General features: G+C 68.7%; 2 protein-coding genes and 1 pseudogene. All 3 read right to left on the bottom strand.

From position 1 onward, the window contains the following. Positions 1-21: 21 nt before the first annotated feature. Positions 22-12,552, bottom strand: a pseudogene (locus GV792_RS09605) (amino acid adenylation domain-containing protein); the annotation flags it as partial. A 464-nt stretch (positions 12,553-13,016) separates the two neighbouring features. Then, positions 13,017-20,396 carry a non-ribosomal peptide synthetase gene (locus GV792_RS09610; RefSeq protein ID WP_163823692.1) on the bottom strand — a complete coding sequence of 2,460 codons (7,380 nt, stop codon included), beginning with the start codon at positions 20,394-20,396 and terminating at the stop codon, positions 13,017-13,019. A 194-nt stretch (positions 20,397-20,590) separates the two neighbouring features. Beyond that, positions 20,591-21,574 carry a LuxR C-terminal-related transcriptional regulator gene (locus tag GV792_RS09615; protein WP_163823693.1) on the bottom strand — a complete coding sequence of 328 codons (984 nt, stop codon included), beginning with the start codon at positions 21,572-21,574 and terminating at the stop codon, positions 20,591-20,593. Between the last annotated feature and the right edge of the window lie 84 nt (positions 21,575-21,658).

Here is a 21,658-nt window from a genome sequence, read left to right on the forward strand (position 1 = left end):
CGGGCACGGCCAACGTCCGCCTCAGGCGGACGGTTCGAGCAGGGCGGCCAGGCGCGGGCCGATCACTTCCAGCGCCGCGGGTGCGGTCATTTGATCATGGTTCACCGGAACAGGGTGGTCCATCACCGAACCGGAGACATACGGCTGCCAATCCGCAGCTCGCGGCGACCCGGTGACCTGGCGCGGATGCGCGAGGGCGGCGCTGAAGTACTCGACGGTCCCGTCGAAGACGCCGGGTCGATATCCGGAGATCAACTCGGCCGAGCGGACCGCCCCGCGGTAGACCCGCCGCAAACGTTCCGGGGTGAGCGCGAGCAGTTCGGACGGGATCATCGCGTGCAATGTGGCCAATGCCTCGTCACCGAGGTCGTAGACATCATCGCCGTCGCCGAGCACCTCGGTACCGAGACCGAGTTCGGCCAGCGCCTCCCGTACGGCGGCACGGAATCCGGCGACATCGGGGTCGGGATGGCTGTCCAGCATGGCGAGCAGCGTGACCTCTTCGCCCGCGGCCTGCAGTTCGGTGGCGATGGCATGTGCCAGCACACCGCCGAGGGACCAGCCGAGCAGCCGGTACGGGCCGTGCGGCTGGACCGTGCGGATCTCGGTCAGATAACGATGCGCGAGCTCGGCCAGCGTCTCCGGGAGCTCGCCCTCGCCCGAGAGTGCGGGCGATTGCAGCCCGTACAACGGCACCCCTGCGGGCAGATGCCGAGTGAGTCCGGCGTAGGACCAGGCCAGCCCGTACATGGGGTGGACGCAGAACAGCGGTTCGGCCGCACCCTCTGGGCGCAGCGGCAGCAGGACCTCGAGGGCGGCACCGGCGTCGAGCTCCGGTGCGGGCGATTCGAGCCGGGTGGCCAGGCCCGCGACGGTGGCGTCGGTGAAGAACCACTGCACCGCCACCGAGACGCCGGTGACCGCACGCAGGCGGCTCACCGCCCTTGTCGCGAGCAGCGAATTGCCGCCGAGGGTGAAGAAATCGTCGTCGAGTCCGACGCGGGTGGCGCCGAGCAGGTCGGCGAACACCTCGGCCACCGCCTGCTGGAGTTCGGTTTCCGGGGCGCGGAAGGTGGTCGCGCCCGCGAACTCGGGTTCCGGCAGCGCGCGGTGGTCGAGTTTGCCGTTCGGGGTCAGCGGGAGGGCATCGAGCACCACGAAGGCGTCCGGAACCATGTAGCCGGTGAGGAACTCTCCCACCTGGGCGCGCAGTTGTGCGGTGTCGAGCGTGGCACCCGCCGTAGGGACGACGTGGCCGATGAGCCGATCGCCGGTGGTGGCGTCGGTGTGGACCACGGCGACGGCGTGGCCGACGCCGGGGCAGCGCAGCAGGGCCGCTTCGATCTCGCCGAGTTCGATCCGGAATCCCCGCAGCTGGACTTGCTGATCGCTGCGACCCGCGTACTCCAGAGCCGTCGGTGCGACAGTGTCACGCCAACGACCGACGTCACCGGTGCGGTACATCCGGGAGCCCGGCGCACCGTACGGATCGGCCACGAACCTCGTCGCGGTCAGGCCAGGACGGCCGAGGTAGCCGCGGGTCAGCTGGGCGCCGGCGACGTGGATTTCGCCCTGCACACCCGCGGGAGCGGGATGCAGCCGATCGTCGAGGACCCTGGCATCGAGTCCGGCGATGGCGCGGCCGATGAGGCCGGAACGCCGCGCGGTGTCCTCCTGCAGCGACAGGAACGACACGTGCACCGTCGTTTCGGTGATGCCGTACATGTTGACCAGCCGCGGCGCGTCGAGCGGATGACGTTCGTACCAGCGGGCGAGCCTGCGGGAGTCCAGCGCCTCGCCACCGAATATCACATAGCGCAGCGACAATTCGCCGTCGGCGTCGCGATCGGCTTCGGCCAGCTGATAGAACGCCGACGGCGTCTGGTTCAGCACACTCACCTGTTCGCGGATAAGCAACTCGCGGAACAACTCCGGAGATCGCGAGGTGAGGTAGTCGACGACAACCACGCTGCCGCCGTGGGTGAGCGCACACCACAGTTCCCACACCGAGAAGTCGAAGGCGTAGGAGTGGAACAGCGTCCACACATCGCCGGGTCCGAACCCGAACAGCGGCTGGGTATTCGCGAACAGCTCCACCACATTCCGGTGCGTGACGCCGACGCCCTTGGGGACGCCGGTGGAACCGGAGGTGTAGATGACGTAGGCCAGGTTGTCCGCGCGCAGCGGGGCCGTCCGGTCGGCGTCGTCGATCCGGGCGTCGGAATAGTCGGCGGTGTCCTCGAGCAGCACCACCGGCCGCTCCCCCACCGGGACGCGATCGCGTTCGGCGGAGGTGGTGAGCACGCAGACCGGGGTTGCGTCTTCGAGCAGGAACTCGAGCCGCTGGGCCGGGTAGGTGGCGTCGATCGGTAAGTAGGCCGCGCCGGTGGCGAGCACACCGAGCAGGGCCACCGGCAGGTCTTCGGTGCGCGCGACCGCCACCGCCACCAGAGATTCGGGTCCGGCACCGCGTGCGATGAGGGCACGGGCGACCCGGTTGGCTCGCCGCTGCAACTCGGCGAAGGTCAGCGTGGTGTCACCGGCCCGGATGGCGACGGCGTCGGGGCGGCGCCAGGCCTGCTCGGCGATGAGATCCGGCAGCGTCGTGCCGGGCACCCAGGCGCCGGGGGTGTTCCAGGCGTGCAGCACGCGATCGCGTTCGCCGGCGGCGAGCAGGTCGATATCACCGATGACGGTGCCCGCGTCGGCCGCGACGGCGGCGAGAACCCGCCGGAAGCGGTCGGCGAACGACCGCACCGTCGTGGCGTCGAACAGGTCGGTGGCGTAGGTGAACACCGCGCTCATGCCCGCGGCGTCGGGCTGCTCGGCAATGGTGACCTGCAGATCGAACTTGGCCACCGCGACGTCGAGGTCAACGGCCGATACGGTGAGACCGGGCAGGGCCACCTCGGTCTGCGCGAGGTTCTGGAAGGTCAGCATCACCTGGAACAGCGGATGCCGCGCCGCCGAGCGCACCGGGTCGAGCAGCTCGACCAGCCGCTCGAACGGGACGTCGGCGTGGCCGAACGCCGCCACATCGGTACCGCGGACCTCCCGCAACAGTGCGTCGAATCCGGCGGCGGAATCGACCTCGGTGCGCAGGACCAGCGTGTTGACGAACATGCCGATCAACTCATCGAGTTCGGCCTCACCGCGACCGGCGACCGGCGTACCGACCGCGATATCGGTGGTGCCGGACAGCCTCGCGAGCAGTACGGCGAGTGCGGCGTGGACCACCATGAACAGCGTCGCATCGTGTTCGGCGGCGACGCGTTCCAGAGCGGCATGCAGTTCGGCATCGAGGTCGATGGCGAAGGTCTCGCCGCGATAGGACGCGGCGGCAGGGCGGGGCCGGTCCGCGGGCAGCGGCAGTTCCTCGGGCAGGCCTGCGAGCGCGTTGCGCCAGTAGCCGGTCTGGGTGGCGAGGACGCTGTCCGGATCGGCTTCGTCGCCGAGGGTTTCGCGCTGCCACAGGCTGTAATCGACGTACTGGACCGGCAGTGGCGTCCACCGCGGATCGTCGCCGCCGCTGCGCGCCGCGTAGGCGAGCATCAGGTCACGGGTGAGCGGGCCCATGGACCAGCCGTCGGCGCTGATGTGGTGGGCGACGAAAACCAGGACGTGGTCGGTATCGGTGATGCGCAATAGTCCGGCGCGGAACGGGAGTTCGCACGTCACATCGAATCCCGCGGTGACGATGTCGCGTACCGCGTTGACCACCTGGTGCTCGTCGACCGGCCGTGCTGCCAGGTGGACCGACACCGTGTCGGCGACGGATTGGATGGGGCCGTCGTCGGTCTGTGGGTAAGTGGTGCGCAGGATTTCGTGCCGCGCCACCAGATCACCGACTGCCGCGGCCAGCGCTTCGGTATCCAGGTCCCCGGTCAGCCGAATGGCGGCGGGAATGTTGTAGACCGACGAGGCGGTGTCGAACTGGTTGAGGAACCACATCCGCTGCTGGGCCAGCGACAACGGGATGTTGTCCGGCCGTGGCATCGGGGTAAGGGCGTGGCGGCCGGAACCGGCATGCTGCTCCAGCTTCAGCGCGAGACCCGCGACGGTCGATGCCTCGAACAACGTCCGCACCGGGACCCTGCCGTCCAGCGCCGCACCCAGCCGGGCAGCGACCTGCGTCGCCAGCAGTGAATTGCCGCCGAGGGAGAAGAAGTCGTCGTCGGCACCGACCTGATGGGCGCCGAGGACAGCGGCGAAGACATCGGCAACGATCTTTTCGGTCGCAGTCGACGGCGCGCGGAACTCCTTGGCATCGAACTCGGGCTCCGGGAGCGCCTTGCGGTCGAGCTTGCCGTTGACGTTGAGGGGCAGCGCGTCGAGCACGACGAATGCGGATGGCACCATGTACGACGGAAGCGCCTCCGACAGAGCCATTTTCACCGCTGACACATCGACGGCGAGCGATGAGGACTCGTGCGCACGGTGCCGCGACCGATCGTTCGCCGCCGCACCATCGACGACGAGCGGCGAGGACTCGTGCGCATGATGTCGAGACTCGTGCGCCCCGTGCCGCGGACGCTCGCTCGTCAGCTCGCCGTCTGTTTGGTCGGCAAACCCGCCCGCTGTGCCGCCGAGACCCTTGGGGCGAACCTCCGGCACTGCGGCGGCATGCCGCGGCTCGACGGCAGAGTCCACCGAGTCGGGCACGAGATAGGCGACCAGCCGGTCACCTGTGTGCGTGTCGGGCCTGGCCACGACCGCAGCCTGTGCCACCCCAGGCAGCGCCAGCAGGGCGGCTTCGATCTCGCCCAATTCGATGCGGAAACCACGGATCTTCACCTGGAAGTCCGTGCGGCCCCGGTACTCCAGCTCACCCGCTCGGTGCCCGCCCGTCGCCCGGCCACCACCCCTCATCGAATCGCTGCGCGATGCAGCCACCCATCGGGCGAGGTCGCCGGTGCGGTACATGCGGGTGCCGGGTTCGAAGGGGTTGGCGACGAAACGTTCGGCGGTCAGGTCCGGGCGGGCGACGTAGGCGCGGGCGAGCTGGGTTCCGGCGAGGTACAGCTCGCCCGTAACGCCGGGCGCGACCGGGCGCAAACGTGAGTCCAGCACGTAGACACGGCTGTTCCATTCGGGCGCACCGATGGGTACCGACGCCTGGTCGGCCGGGGTGACGCGGTGGGCGGTAATCGAGACGGCCGCCTCGGTCGGGCCGTAGAGGTTGAACAGTTCGATACGCGGGCGCTCCCGCAGCACGCGTTGGGCCAGGGCGCCGGGCAGGGCCTCCCCGATGGCGAGGACGCGGCGCAGCGAGCGGGGCAGGCCTGCGTCGGCAAGGGCGTCGAGCATGGACGGAACCGCGTGCAGGGTGCTCACCCCCTGGTCGGCGATGAGCTCGGCCAGGTAGGCGGGGTCGCGGTGGCCGTCAGGGGTGGCGATGACCAGGCGTCCGGCGCATGTGACGGCAGACCAGAACTCCCACACCGACAGGTCGAAGGTGGCGGCCGTCTTCAGCAGTACGGTGTCATCGGCGGTCAGGCCGAATTCGGCTGTCTTCCAATGGAGTTGGTTGACGATCGCGCGATGCGGTACCGCGACACCCTTGGGGCGTCCGGTGGACCCGGAGGTGAAGATCACATACGCGGTGTGATCCGCGCGCAGCGGCGCCACCCGATCGGCATCGGTTATCGCCACGGCGCTGAACGCATCGAGATCCAGGTCGTCCAGCGAAACCACCGGCGCGCTGACCGATACGAATCCCGCCTCGGCGTTGGTCACCACGCACACCGGATCGGCCGTCTCGAGGATATAGCGCGTCCGCTCCGCTGGCTGGTCGGGATCGATCGGAACGTAGGCGCCACCGGCACGGATCACCGCATACATCGCCACGACCAGATCGATCGACCGTCGCAATGCCAGCGCAACCCGAGCCTCCGGGCCGACGCCCGTGGCGATGAGGTGGCGGGCGAGCCGGTTGACTCGCGCATCGAGTTCGGCATACGTGAGGCTCACAAGGCCAGGGCGAGCCGGGCTCGCGTCGCGCGTCGGTGCGGGTCGGTCGCCGGCGTGGGCGGACTCGGTCTGCGGCTCGGCGCTCTGATCGGCAACGAGCGCGATGCGGTCCGGCGCGGCTGCGACGGCCGCATCCAGGATCGCCGCCAGCGTCGGGGCGGCGTCACCGGCGAGCGTGTGCTCGGTGGCGTTCCACCCGAGGGTCACCCGCTCGCGTTCGACGGCGTCCAGCACGTCGATATCACCGACGACGACGTCGGGGCGTGCCACTACCGCGGCCAGCACGCGGGCGAGCCGGTCGGCGAAGGCACGAACGGTGGACGCGTCGAAAAGATCGGTGGCGTAGGTGAAGAAACCGCCGATGCCCGTGGCCGCACCCGAGGAGTCGTACGCATCGCCGACGATCAGGTGCAGATCGAACTGCGACACATCCAGATCGGCGTCCACAGCGCTGACAGCGAGGCCGGGCAGCTCCAGTTCCGCGCGCGCGACGTTCTGGAAGGACATGCCGACCTGGAACAGCGGATGATGGGCGGTCGAACGCGGTGGGTTCAGCACCTCTACCAGGCGTTCGAACGGAATGTCGGCGTGCGCGAAGGCCTGCAGGTCGGACTCGCGCTGCCGGGCGAGCAGATCGGCGAACGATTCGCCGCCCGCGACCTGAGTGCGGAAGACGACGGTGTTGACGAACATGCCGATCAGATCGTCGAGTTCGCGTTCCCCGCGCCCGGCCACCGGCGTTCCGATGGCGATATCACCGGACGCCGACAGCCGAGACAGCAGCACCGCGAACGCCGTGTGCACCACCATGAACAGCGTGGCATTGTGCGCCCGCGCCACTGCGACCAGACCGGCGTGGGTGTCGGCGTCGATCTCGAACGGCACCCGGGCACCGGCCATCGACGCGACCGCAGGCCGCGGCCGGTCGGCGGGAAGCTCGAGCACATCGGGCAATCCGGCCAGCTGCTCGCGCCAGAACGTGATCTGCTGCGCGGCAACCGAATCCGCATCGTCTTCGGCGCCGAGTACTTCGCGCTGCCAGAGCGCGTAGTCGGCGTATTGGACCGGCAGCGGCTGCCACTCCGGTGCCGCACCGGCGGCCCGCGCGGCGTAGGCGACCATGACGTCACGAACGAGCGGTGCCATCGACGACGCGTCACCTGCGATGTGGTGCACCACGACCGCGAGCACATAGGTGCCAGCACGACTACCGCCGGTGAGCCGCCCCGCGGTCTGGCCGTCGACTCCGCCGGCAGGCCTGACGATGGCCGCGGCGTCCGCATCCTGCACGCGCAGCAGCACGGCCCGCAACGGGACCTCGTCGGTCACGTCGAACGGTGTCGAGGCGAGCGCGTATACCGCCTCCGGAACTTCGGACTCGGGTACCGAACGCACGCTCAGCACCGGAGCACCCGCATGCGGTGGCAGCACCACCTGCACCGGACCATCCGTGGTCTCCGGGTACACCGTCCGCAACACCTCGTGCCGCGCGACCACATCGGCCAGCGCCGCACCGAGTGCGTCGACATCGAGGGCGCCGGTCAGCCGCAGCGCAAACGGCAGGTTGTAGGCCGCCGAACCCACGGCGGCGTCCTGGTCGAAGCGGTTGAGGAACCACATGCGCCGCTGCGCAAGTGACAACGGCAACTGGTGCGGCCGTTCGATACTGCCAAGCTCGACCGTCCGGCGGCCAGGTGTCTTCGATTCCACCGCGGCCGCAAGCGCCCCGACGGTGGGTGCCTCGAACAGAGCCCGCACCGGCACCCGAACCCCAAGCGCGGCACCTAGCCGCGATATGGCCTGTGTGGCGATCAGCGAATTGCCGCCGAGAGCGAAGAAGTCGTCGTCCACGCCGATCCGGCCGATGCCGAGCACCTCGCCGAACACCCCGGCGACGATTTCCTCCGCCGGAGTCGACGGTGCGCGGAACTCGCGGGATTCGAATACCGGCTCCGGCAACGCTGTACGGTCCAGCTTGCCGCTCGGGTTCAACGGGAACCCGGCCAACGCGACGATCGCGGCGGGCACCATGTACGACGGCAGGGTATCGCTGACCGCCGCGCGCAGCTCCTGCGGATCGATCATCATGCCCGGTGCGGGCACCGCATAGGCAACCAGCTGGTCACCCAGCGTGGTCGGCACGACCAGCGTCACGGCCTGGCTCACCGACGGCTGCGCGAGCAGCGCGGTCTCGATCTCCCCCAGCTCGATGCGCTGACCACGGAACTTCACCTGGAAGTCGGTGCGGCCCAGGTAATCGAGGACGGCGTCATCGGCATGACCACGCCAGACCACCAGGTCACCCGTGCGATACATGCGCTCGCCGGCGCCGAAGGGGTTGGCCACGAAGCGATCAGCGGTCAGGTCCGGCCGACGCACATAGCCGCGCGCCAGCTGATCACCCGCGAGATACAGCTCACCTGCCACACCTGCGGGGACCGGCCGCAGCCGCGAATCCAGTACGTAGACCCGGGTGTTCCACTGCGGCAGCCCGATCGGCACCGACCGCTGCTCGGCCGGGTCGGCCTGCCAGTAGGTCACCGAGACCGCGGCTTCGGTGGGGCCGTACAGGTTGTGTACCGCGGCATCGGTCACCGAGCGGACCGCTGCGACGGTCTCCGGGGGCAGCGCCTCACCGATGACGAACAGATGCGCCAGGCTCGGGCAGGAGCCGGGCGCGGTGTGCGCGGCGAACACCGTCAGCATCGACGGTACGAAGTCGGTGACCGTCACCCGCTGCGCGGCAATCGTTTCCGCGACATACACGGGATCGCGATGCCCGTCCGGCGTCGCGATGACGAGCTTGGCGCCTGCCCGCAACGGCATGAAGAAGCCCCAGAGCGACACGTCGAACGTCGTCGCGGTCTTCTGCAGGTAGACGTCATCCGGGCCGAGCGGGTACTCGGTGAGCATCCACTCGATCTGATTGTTGATAGCGGCATGGGTGACCGCCACACCCTTCGGGCGCCCGGTGGAGCCCGAGGTGAAGATAACGTAGGCGGGGTGCTCCGGGAGCACCGGACGCAGCAGCTCCGACGACCGGAGCGGCGTCGCGTCGTAACGCTCCAGGTCAACGGCATCGATGCGCAGAACCGGGGTTCCCGCAGGAACTTCCACCGCATCGGCGGTTGTCGTGACGACCGCGACCGGCTGAGCCGTATCCAGGATGTGCGCGATCCGCTCGGCCGGATGATCCGGATCCAACGGCACATACGCACCGCCGGCGGCCACGATCGCATACATACCGACAACAAGATCCAGCGAACGCCGTACGGCGAGGCCGACCAGCGACTCCGCGCCCACACCTTGCTCGATCAGCAGCCGGGCCAGCCGATTCACCCGCTCGTCGAACTCGCGGTAGGTCAGCTGCCCGCCCTCGTACACCAGCGCCACCGCGTCGGCGTGCGCGGCGACGGCATGCCGGTAGCCGTCCAGCAGCAACTCGGGGGTCAGCGGATTGCGGGTGTCGTTCCACTCGTGCAGGATTCGGTCCCGCTCAACGATCGACAGCAGATCGGCATCGCCGATCATCCGGCTCGGATCGGCGGCAACCGCACGCAACATTCGACGCAGCCTGGCGGCGAACTCGGCCACCGATGACTCGTCGAACAGATCGGTGGCATAGGTGAACATGGCCGACAGGCCGCCATCCGCCTGCGGTGTGACGGTGAGCTGGAGATCGAATTTGGCTACTGCGCCATCGAATTCGACCGCAGTCGCCGTCAGGCCGGGCAATTCCAACGCCGGCGCGGTCATGTTCTGGAAGAACAGCGCGGCCTGGAACAACGGATGATGCGCTTGTGAACGCACCGGATCCAGTGCATCCACCAGTCGCTCGAACGGCAGCTCGGTATGGGCGAACGCCGCGAGGTCGGTGTCCTTCACCGCGGCGAGCAGTTCGGTGAAACTCGCGTCCGGATCGATCTGGGTCCGCAACACCAGCGTGTTGACGAACATGCCGATCAACCCGTCCAGCTCACGTTCACCGCGGCCGGCCACCGGCGTGCCGATGGTGATGTCGCCGGAACCGGACAGGCGGGCCAGCAGCGCGGCGAAACCGGCGTGCACCACCATGAACAGCGAGGCGCCCGCATCCTGCGCGATGCGGTCAAGGCGGGTCATGGTTGCGGCGTCGATCGCGAAAGTCAGGGTGCCGCCCCGTCCGGACGACCGGGTGGGACGCGCGCGGTCCGCGGGCAGGTCGAGCCGATCCGGAATACCGGCCAGGGCCTCACGCCAGAAGACGAGTTGCTGGGCCGCGAGCGATTCGGGGTCGGTCTCGTCACCTAGCACATCGCGCTGCCACAACGTGTAGTCGGCGTATTGCACCGGCAGCGGTTCCCACCGGGGTGCGTCGCCCTCGATCCGCGCCAGGTACGCCGTCACCAGATCTGTCGCCAGCGGCGCCATCGACGTACCGTCGGCCGCGATGTGGTGCACGACCACGGCAAGCACATGATCGTCGGAGCCCAGCTCGGCCACCTCGATGCGCAGCGGCACCTCGGCCGCCACATCGAACCCGGCCAGCGCCCGCTCGACCAGCCATCCCGGCAGCCGCTCGGGCGACATGGGCTCAGGCGTGAGCTCCGGCAGCACCTGCTCGGCAGGCAGGATCACCTGATACCCGGCACCATCGGTCGCCGGATACACCGTGCGCAGGCTCTCGTGCCGGTCGAGCACATCGCCGATGGCCGCGCGCAACGCGGCGAGGTCGAGAGCACCGGTAAGCCGCAGTGCGAACGGAATATTGTTCGCGGCCGACGCGGTATCGAACTGGTTCAGGAACCACATCCGCTGCTGGGCGAGCGAGAGCGGAATGTGCTGCGGCCGGTCCATCGGCGCGAGCGCGCGGCGCCCACCACTGCCGGTCTCGTCGTCCAGGCGTTCGGCCAGCGCCGTCACGCTCGGCGATTCGAAAATCACCCGCGCGGCGATCCTGGCGTCGACGGCGGCGCCGAGCCGCGCGGCGGCCTGGGTGGCGATCAGTGAGTTGCCGCCGAGCTCGAAGAAATCGTCATCGGCGCCGATCGGGGCCTCTGTGCCGAGCAGTTCGGCGAACACCTCGGTAACCAGCAGTTCGGTCCGGCCCGATGGCTCACGGAACGTCTTGGTCTGCAATCTCGGCGTAGGCAGGGCGCGCCGGTCCAGCTTGCCGACCGGGGTAAGCGGGATCTCGTCGAGGACCGTGACCGAGGTCGGCACCATATGGGACGGCAGACTGTTGCTCGCGAACTCCAGCAACGCGGCCGTATCGACCGTAGCGCCGTCGGCGAGATGCACGAAAGCGGCGAGAATCGTTGCGCCGCTGTCGAGCCGGTGCCCAACGGTCACAGCGAAGTCGACCGACGCGTGCCGGCCGAGCACGGCATCGATCTCGCCGAGCTCGATCCGGAAGCCACGAATCTTGACCTGGAAGTCATTGCGGCCCAGGTACTCCAGGTCCCCAGCCGAATTCCAGCGCACCAGATCACCGGTGCGATACAGGCGAGAACCATTGTCATCGAACGGATTCGCGACGAAGCGCTGCGCGGTGAGGCCCGGCCGTTCGTGGTAGCCGCGTGCCAGCTGCGCACCCGCGATGTAGAGCTCGCCGGCCACCCCGGTCGGCACCGGAGTGAGGCGCTCGTCCAGCACGTATTCGGTGATCGCGCGGATGGGGCCACCGATGGTAACGGTGTCGTCCGGGCTCAGTGCCGCACTGATATTGGTCATGATGGTGGTTTCGGTCGGACCGTAACCATTGAAGAATTCCCTGGTGCCGTCCGCGACCGGGCGCACCCAGCGCCGCACCAGATCCGGCGGGCAGGCCTCACCACCGGCCACCACGACCCGCAGATCGTCCAGCCCGGCCGGATCCACCGAGGCCAGCGCCGCAGGCGTGATGAACGCGTGCGTCACACCCTCACGCCGCAGCAGGCTCGCCAGCTCGTCGCCGCCGTACACCGTCGGCGCCGCCACCACCATGGTCGCCGCGCCGCCGAGCGCGAGCAGCAGCTCGAGCACGGACGCATCGAATGAGGGTGAGGCGAAATGCAGTGTGCGCGAACCGGTACCGACCCGGTACCGCTCACGCTGTTCGTCGCAGAAGCTCGAAAGCCCCGCCTGGGTAACGACAACACCCTTGGGCAGACCGGTCGAACCCGACGTATAGATCACGTAGGCAGGATGTTCGGCCCGCAGTTGACGCACTCGGTCGGCGAAGGTGATCGGTTCCGCCGTGTACTGATCACGCACCCGCGCCCCGGCCTGGTCGTCGATGACCAGCCAATCAACATGTCCCGGAAGGATTTCCGCGACGGCGCCGACGGTCAGGCCGACCACGACGCCGGAGTCCTTGACCATGTGCTGGACCCGGTCGGCGGGATAGTTCGGGTCGATCGGCACGAACCCGGCGCCCGATTTGGCCACAGCCCATACGGCGACAACGGATTCGATGGAGCGGGGTATGCCGACAGCGACCAGATCCCCGGGTCCGACACCCCGGTCGATCAGCAAACGTGCCAGCCTGGTGGACATTTCGTCCAATTCGGCATAGCCCAGCTGACCGCGGGAGGCGCCCGCGTCGGCGAAGACGACGGCACGACCGCCCGGATTCGCCTCGACAGCAGCTGCCATCAGTTGCGGAAGTGTGGTTACCCTCGGCCGCCGGGTACGGGTCGGCCGTACACGAGCGGGACGAGTCATCGGCGGTAGCTCCTACGGCATCCTCCGACACCGATCACCGAGGACCGCCGCTCATGAGTCAGTCGTCCATCGACTGCACGAATCATGAAAGTCTGCCCACCTAGCTGTCGAACACGTCTTCGCCAGGCTTCCAGCGCTTCTGCCCATTCGCCAAACCGATAAGCTGTGTCACTTATCACAAGCCTTGCCCACCTGCACCGACCCGAGTTATCGGGGCAAGAATTCATGGGGCATTCACTGAGCGAAACACTGGCTGGTCACTTGACCAGCCAACTCTTCGACGGTTTGGGCCCGGACTGCACGACGGCGTCGACCGTCCGGCGGGCGGATCGAGACCCGCCCGCGGGACGCCAGAAACGCGCTCAGCCGCGACGCAGATCCGACAGCGTCAGCACGGTCTCGACACCCGACCACGCGGCGGGCGCCGGACCGTCACCGTCGATCACCACAGCCCGCAGATCCTCCAGCGCCGCCGGGTCGATGGCGCCGAGGCCCGCCTGATCGGTCAGCACATGCGTGACCCACTCGTCGGCCAGCTCATCGGTGAGCCCCGCCGTGCCAGGCACCAGCACCACCGAGGCGCCGACCGAACCTGCCGCGACCGCCTCGACCAGCGCACCGAACGCGGCGGCGCTGCCGTGCTGGAACAGCCGCGATTCGAAGGTCAGCTCGGCTGTCGCGACGAACCGCGCGGCCGCGGCGGCGAGGTCGTCGTAACTCACCGACATCGCGCCCGCGTAGGCGAGATCGGAGCCACGCAGGGCACGGGTGCGATGGGCGTAGGTGACCGGCCGCGGTGATTCCGCGGCGATCTCAGCGCTCACCGACGGGTCGTCGACCACGAGCCAATCGACACCGGCGACCGCCTGAACTCCGCCGGCGGTAATACCGACCTTGACCTCGAGGCCCGCCGCGGTCGCCGCGCCGATCGCCTCGAACGGCACCACCGCGGCACCCGCCTTGAGCACCGCCCAGGCGGCGACCATCGCGTCCACGCCGCGATCCAGCCGTACCGCGACACCCGCACCGGGACCGCTGCCACGAGCGATGATCACCCGCGCCAGCCGCGACGACTCGGCGTCGAGGTCCTGGTAGGTGAACACCTCCGCCCCGGAGACGACCGCAGGGCCCTCGGGATCGTCTTCGACGGTGGCGGCGAGGGTCTGGCTCAGTGCGGTACCCGCCGTCACGGCGACCTCGGCCTGCGCCGGCTTGGCCACAGGCGCGGCCGTCATCCGTTCCCGCTCGGCGGCATCGAGGATATCGATATTGCCGATCCGGATCTGCGGGTCGGCAGCCACCGCGGTGAGGATGCGCTCGAAGCGTCGGCCGAAGGCCTGCGCGGTCGACTCGTCGAACAGGTCGGTCGCGTAGGTCAGGACGGTGATCAGGTCACCAGGGGTCCCGTCGCCCTCATGTCGCGGATCGACATTGACCTGCAGATCGAACTTCGCGGCGATGGCGCCCGCGTCCAGCGCGGTCACCGTCAGGCCGGGCAACTGCAAACTGGGCTGCTCGTTGTTCTGGAACGAGAGCACCGTGCCGAACAGCGGATTGTGCGCGGTCGCCCGTCCGGGTGCGACGACCTCGGCGACCCGCTCGAACGGAATGTCGGAGTTCGCGAAGGCCGCCAGATCGGTCTCCCTGGCCCGGTCGACCAGCTCACCGAAGGTGCCTGCGGCCTCGACCCGGGTGCGCAATGCCAGTGTGTTGACGAACATGCCGACCAGATCGTCGAGTGCGCGTTCGCCACGACCGGCGATGGGCGTACCGACGGCCACATCCACATCGCCCGACAGCCGCGACAGCAGAACCGCGAGTGCGGCGTGCACGACCATGAACAGCGTCGAATTGTGCTCACGCGCAAGCCGGGTCAGTGCCTCGTGTACGTCGGCGGAGACGGCGAACCCGGTCGACGCGCCACGCATGGACGGGATGGCCGGACGCGGCCGGTCCAGCGGCAGCTCCAGCTCGCCACTCAGACCGTCGAGCTGATTGCGCCAGTACGCCAACTGCCGTGCGGCAATCGAGTTCTCGTCGTCATCGGTCCCGATGACCGCACGCTGCCAGATCGCGAAGTCCGCGTACTGCACCTCGAGCGGCGACCAGCGCGGCGAATTGCCGCCGATGCGCGCCAGGTAGGCGGTCATCAGATCGCGGGCCAGCGGCGCCATGGACGCACCGTCGGCGGCGATGTGGTGCACGACCATCGCGAGCAGATGTTCGTCGGCGCCGTTGCCGAGCAGCAGTGCGCGCACCGGAACCTGTTCGGTGACATCGAATCCGGTAGCCATCAGTTCGGTGATCCGGCTGATCGGGTCCGCGGTGGTCACCGTCTCCAACCCGCCGGGCAGTGCGGCGCTCACCGTCAGGATCTCCTGATAGGCCACCTCGTCCCGACCTGATGCCGCCGGGTAGCGGGTACGCAGGGTCTCGTGCCGTTCCAGCACATCGGCCACCGCATTACGCAGCGCGGGCACATCGAGCGCGCCCGAGAGCCGGATGGCCAGCGGAATGTTGTAGGCGGGCGAGGCCGGATCGAACTGGTTGAGCACCCACATCCGCTGCTGCGCCAGCGACAGCGGCGCCCGATCGGTGCGCTCGGCCCGTTTCAACGGCGGCCGTGCGGCGCCACCACCCACACACGGCTCCACCCGAGCCGCGAGCTCGGCGACGGTCGGGGCTTCGAACAGCTCGCGCACCGCGAGATCGGCATCGAGTGCCTCGTTGATCCGCGCCACCGCACGAGTAGCGAGTAGCGAGTTGCCGCCGAGACCGAAGAAGTCGTCGTCGAGACCGACCTCGGCCGCGCCGAGCAGTCCGGCGAACACCTCGGCCACGGCCTGCTCCACCGGCGAACCCGGCGCGCGGAAGGCCGCACCGGACACGAACTCCGGTGCGGGCAGGGCCCGGCGGTCGAGCTTGCCGTTGGGGGTCAACGGCAGCGCGTCGAGTACGACGATGGCGTCGGGAACCATATAACCGGTGAGGAATTCACCGACCTCGGTGCGCAGCGCCACCGGATCGAGGTCGGTGCCGGGCGCGCGATCCGCGGCGGGCACGACATAACCGATCAGCCGGTCACCGGAGTGCTCATCGGAGCGGACCAGCGCGACGGTCTGGCCGACACCTGCGCAGCGCTGCAGCGCCGCCTCGATCTCGCCGAGCTCGATGCGGAAGCCACGCAGCTGCACCTGCTGGTCGCTGCGGCCCGCGTATTCGAGGTTGGCCCGACCGCCGAAACCGACCCAGCGACCGATATCGCCGGTGCGGTACATCCGGGATCCCGGCGCGCCGAACGGGTTTGCCACGAACCTGGTCGCCGCCAGCCCTGGCCTACCGAGGTAGCCGCGCGAGAGCTGGGCACCCGCGACGTAGATCTCCCCCGCCACACCGACCGGCGCGGGATGCAGCCGGTCGTCGAGCACGAAGGCATCGAGCCCGGGCAGTGCCCGGCCGATGACGCTGGCCGGGTTGTCCACCAGCTGCTCGTCGACCGACAGGAACGACACGTGCACCGTCGTCTCGGTGATGCCGTACATGTTCACCAGCCACGGCGAGCTGTTCTCCGCCGCATCGGGACCGCCGTGGCGCTCGTACCAGCGCCGCAGCTGACGCAGATCCAGCGCCTCACCGCCGAAGACCACGTAGCGCAGCGCGAACTTGCCCTCGTCGTCGGGATGGACGGCCCGGTCGGCTTCGGCCAGCTGGTAGAACGCCGACGGCGTCTGGTTCAGGACCGTCACCTGTTCGCGAATCAGCAACTCGCGGAACTGTTCCGGAGATCGCGAGGTCAGGAAGTCGACCACGACGACAGCGCCGCCGTTGGCCAGCGCGCACCACAGCTCCCACACCGAGAAGTCGAAGGCGTAGGAGTGGAACAGCGTCCACACATCGGTTTCGTCGAACTCGAACTGCGATTGGGTATTGGCGAACAGCTCCACCACATTGCGGTGGGCGACGCCGACGCCCTTGGGTACACCGGTCGAACCGGAGGTGTAGATGACGTAGGCCAGATTGTCCGGCCGCAGCTTGGCGATCCGGTCGGCATCGGTGACTGTACCCGCGGAGAAGGCCGCGGTGTCCTCGATCAGCACCACCGGAATGTCACCGGCCGGAACGGCATCGAGTTCGGAAGCGGTGGTCAGGATGCAGGTCGGTTTCGCATCATCGAGCATGAACTCGAGTCGCTGCGCCGGGTAGGTGGTGTCGATGGGCAGATAGCCCGCACCCGCGGTGAGCACGCCGAGCAACGCGACCGGAAGCTCCTCGGTGCGCGGCAGTGCCACGGCGACAAGGGTTTCCGGACCCGCTCCCTTGGCGATGAGGGCACGCGCCACCCGATTCGCACGACGCTGCAACTCACCGAAGCCGAGGCTGGTGCCGTTGAATCGGATGGCGTCGGCATCGGGGCGCCTGCGCGCCTGCGCTTGGATGAGGTCGACCAGCGTCACCTCGGGGATCGACACACCGGGGGTGTTCCATTCACGCAGCACCAGCTCGCGTTCGCCGGGTGCCAGCACATCGACATCGCCGATGATCGCGGTGGAATCGGTGGCCGCAGCGGCGAGGATGCGACCGAAACGGTCGGCGAAATCCTGCACGGTGGCGGCGTCGAACAGGTCGGTGGCGTAGGTGAACGCGGCCGAGATGCCCTGCGGCGCACCATGGCGGTCGATGTTCTCCGCCAGCGCGAGCTGCAGATCGAACTTGGCCAGCGGCACCGCGAGATCCACCCCGGCCACCTTCAGCCCGGGAAGTTCCAGCTCGGTCTGCGCGAGGTTCTGGAAGGTCAGCATCACCTGGAACAACGGATGCCGCGAGGCCGACCGCACCGGATCCAACAGTTCGACCAGGCGCTCGAACGGCACATCGGCGTGGCCGAAGGCCTCCACATCGGTGCGGCGGACCGCGGCGAGCAGCTCATCGAAGGACGCGCCGGGATCGACCTCGCTGCGCAACACCAGCGTGTTGACGAACATGCCGATCAGATCGTCGAGCGCGGCCTCACCGCGGCCCGCGACGGGCGTGCCGATGGCGATATCCCTTGTCCCCGACAGCCGGGCCAGCAGTGCGGCCAGCGCGGCGTGGACGACCATGAACAGGGTCGAATTGTGCTGGTGGGCCAGGCGGGTCAGCGCGGCGTGCACGTCGGCGTCGATCTCGAAGCCGAGCGTTGCGCCGCGGTGGGATGCCACGGCGGGACGCGGCCGATCCGCGGGCAGCTCCAGCTGCTCGGGCAGGGCGGCCAATTCGTTGCGCCAGTAGGCGATCTGCTGGGCCAGCACCGATTCCGGATCGTCCTCGGTGCCGAGGATCTCGCGCTGCCAGATCGCGAAATCGGCGTACTGCACCTGCAACGGCGGCCATTCCGGGGCGCCGCCATGCGTGCGATCCACATAGGCGGCCATCAGATCGCGGGTCAGCGGGCCCATCGAGAAACCGTCACCGGCGATGTGGTGGATGACGCAGATCAGCACATGCTCGGTTTCGCTGAGCACCAGCAGCCGCAACCGCACCGGCGGCGCGGCGGTGACATCGAATCCCGCTGTCACCGCGGCCGCCACCAGCTCGGGCACCTTGGAGTCGGTTGCGGGCTCGACTGTCAGCGCGGGCACCGCACGCGGGTCGCCGATCGGCAGCACCAGCTGGTAGCCCTCGCCGTCGACCTCCGGATAGCGAGTGCGCAGCACCTCGTGACGTTCGGTCAGATCACGCACCGCGGCGCGCAGGGCGTCCACGTCCAGGCGGCCGGACAGGCGCACGGCGACGGGGATGTTGTTCACCGCGCTGCCGGGATCGAAGCGGTTGAGGAACCACATCCGCTGCTGGGCGTAGGACAGCGGAATCCGCTCGGGGCGAGTCGCTGCGGTCAGCGCCCGACCGGCGGCCGAGCCCGAATGCTGTTCCACCCGTGCGGCCAGCGCGGCGACGGTGGTCGCCTCGAACAGCAACTGCACCGGCACCCGCACATCCAGTGCCGAGCCGATCCGCGCGGCGGCCTGGGCGGCCAACAGCGAGTTGCCGCCGAGCTCGAAGAAGTCGTCGTCCGCACCGACCCGCTCGTCCGCACCGGAGACCAGCAGCGCCGCGAAAACGTCGGCGACGATCTCCTCCACCGGTGTGGACGGCGCGCGGAAGGCCCGCGCGGCGAAGACCGGTTCGGGCAGCGCGGCCCGGTCGAGCTTGCCGACCGTGGTCAGCGGAATCTCGTCGAGCACCATGATCGATGCCGGAATCATGTATCCCGGCAGCGATTCACCGATAAAATCGGCCAGTTCGCCGGTGTCGACGGTGGTCCCGGCGCGCGGCAGCACGTACGACACCAGCGCCGTCGCGCCCGAGGGCAGCGACTTGCCGAGCGTGGCCGCGTAGTCGATATCCGGATGGCCGGTGAGCGCGTTGTCGATCTCGCCGAGCTCGATCCGAAATCCGCGAATCTTGACCTGGAAATCGGAGCGGCCGAGGTATTCGATGACCCCGCCGTCGGCCCCCCCGGTTTCGGTGCGGCGCACCAGGTCACCGGTGCGGTACAGCCGCGCACCTGGGTTGCCGGTATCGGCGCCGAAGGGGCTGGCAACGAACCGCTCGGCGGTCAGGCCTGGACGCCCGAGGTAGCCCTGCGCCAGCGCGGGGCCGGACAGGTACAGTTCGCCGACCACACCGGCGGGCACCGGCCGCAGCCGCGAATCCAGCACGAACGCACCGACGCCCGGGATGGCGGAACCGATGGTGATCGGACCGTCGGCGGTCATCTGCGCGGTGCTGGTGGCCAGGATGGTGGCCTCGGTGGGGCCGTAACCGTTGTAGAACTCCTGCCCATCGGCCCAGCGCCCGACCAGTTCGGGACCGAACTTGTCGCCGGCGACCACGACAACCTCGAGGTCGTCGAGCCCGGTCGGATCGACCGATTCCAGCGCGCCCGGCGTGATCAGCATGTGGGTGACCTGCTCGCGGCGCAGCAGATCCGCCAGCTCGAACCCGCCGAACACCGTCGGCGGCGCGATCACCAGCGTCGCACCCGAGGTGAAGGCGAGCAGCAGCTCCAGCACCGAGACATCGAAGTTCGGCGAGCAGACGTGTAGCACCCGCGAGTCCTCGGTCACCCCGTAGTGCTCGCGTTCGGCGGCGACCAGGCCGGCCAGACCGGTGTGGGTGACCACGACGCCCTTGGGTCGCCCGGTCGAACCGGAGGTGTAGATGACGTAGGCGGGATGGCGTTCGTCCAGCGGACGCACTCGGTCGGCATAGGAGATCGGATGACTCGGCCGCTTCTCGATCCGCTCCGACAGCACCGGATCGTCGAGCACCACCCAGTACACGCCGGTGCCGAGCACCGGACGATGCGCCATGGTGGTCAGGCCGATGGCAGCGCCGGAATCGGAGACGATGTGATTGATGCGGTCGGCCGGATACCCGGGGTCGACAGGTACATAGGCGGCGCCGGTCTTGGCGACGGCCCACACTGCGAGCACCGATTCCAGGCTGCGGGCGATGCCGATCGCCACCACATCACCCGGACCGACACCGCGGTCGATCAGCTCACGTGCGACCTGCGAGGACGCCTGATCCAGTTCCTGATAGGTGAGGGTGCGCTCGTCGGTGGGTTCACCCGTTGGGTTGAACCGGATCGCGACCGAGGAAGCCGAGGACTCCACCGCTGCGGTGAGCAGCTGTCCGAACAGCGGGCTGCCCGAGCGGCGGCGACGGCTACCACGAGCGGAGCGGCGGGCAGTTTCCATTCGAGTGCATTCACCTCTCGCGTCGAGCCAGAACCCGGCCCTGCCCCAGATCCGGGGCGCTGTCAGCCCGGGCCGGCGCGGTCCGGGCCATCATATAAGTGCGCAGGCTATCCCCACGCCCGCTCATCGGTTGCAGCCGGTATATCGGGACGGCTGGTCCGATGTTGCAGGACTACCCGTTCTGATGAGTCTCCTCACAGCCAGCCGCGACGGATTGCCTGCACGCCGGCTTGGAACCGGGTACTGGCGCCGAGCCGCTCCAGCAGCCGCGCGGTCCGGCGCACGACGGTGCGCCGGGACATGCCGAGCCTGCGCGCGATGGTGTCGTCGGTGGCGCCGAGTCCCATCAACGTCAGGATCGCGCGATCGCGCTCGTCGAGGTCGGTCGCGGCGGGATGTACCGAGATCGGTGCGGCCAGTGACCACAGCACATCGAACGTCTTGACCAGCAGATCCAGCCCGGGCGAGCGGGTGATGCGCAAACCCATGGGGTCCGAGCGGCGCTCATCGGCGTGCAGTACCAGGCTGGCGCGCTCATCGTCGGCGACGATGAGCTTGAACGGCGGCTCGGGCAGGGTGCGGGCGCTCGCGCCGCGGGCATTGGTGGCCAATGCGTGCCGCAGTCGCTCCCCATCCTGATAGATGGTGTCCTGATAGAGAGTGCGGTAACGGATCCCGTCACCGATGCGGGACTGCTTGAGTTCGAACAGCCGCCGTTCGCGTTCCACATCACTGAGGAACGGGCCGCGTTCGATGATCTTCACTGTCCGCCGAGCGCCGACCTGCAGTTCTTCGAAATCGGCCAGCATCTCGAGCCGCTCATAGACCGGAACAACCGCGCCGCTGCCCCGCGGTGAGCGGCGCACGGAACGGAAGGTCTGGCTCAGCCGCGCGGCGGCGGCGTGCATGGTGGCGATTTCCTGCTGACGGCGCCTGGCCTCGGCCTCGGACAACGCTTCGGGTGCGTGCGCGTCCCAGACCGGGGTGCCGTCGGAATCGGTGAGCCGGACCGCGGCCTGTACGTCACAGAGCCGTTCAAGCGCGGTGCGTGCCTGTGCCTCGGAAACGTCGAGGTGGTCGGCGATATCGGGGAGCCTGGTGCGTGGATGGTGGACGAGCAGCGTGTACAGCCTGCCGTGCAGCGATCCGGGCTCGAATATGTCGGCGAGTTCGGTCATCGGCCACACCTCGCGGCCGGCTGATGGTCCCGAAATCCGGGCGAGCGCCAATGTCTCAATTGTCCAGGAGAAGGAGTCGCGGCC

Source organism: Nocardia cyriacigeorgica (genome assembly GCF_010868145.1).
GTDB classification, from domain to species: domain Bacteria; phylum Actinomycetota; class Actinomycetes; order Mycobacteriales; family Mycobacteriaceae; genus Nocardia; species Nocardia cyriacigeorgica_D.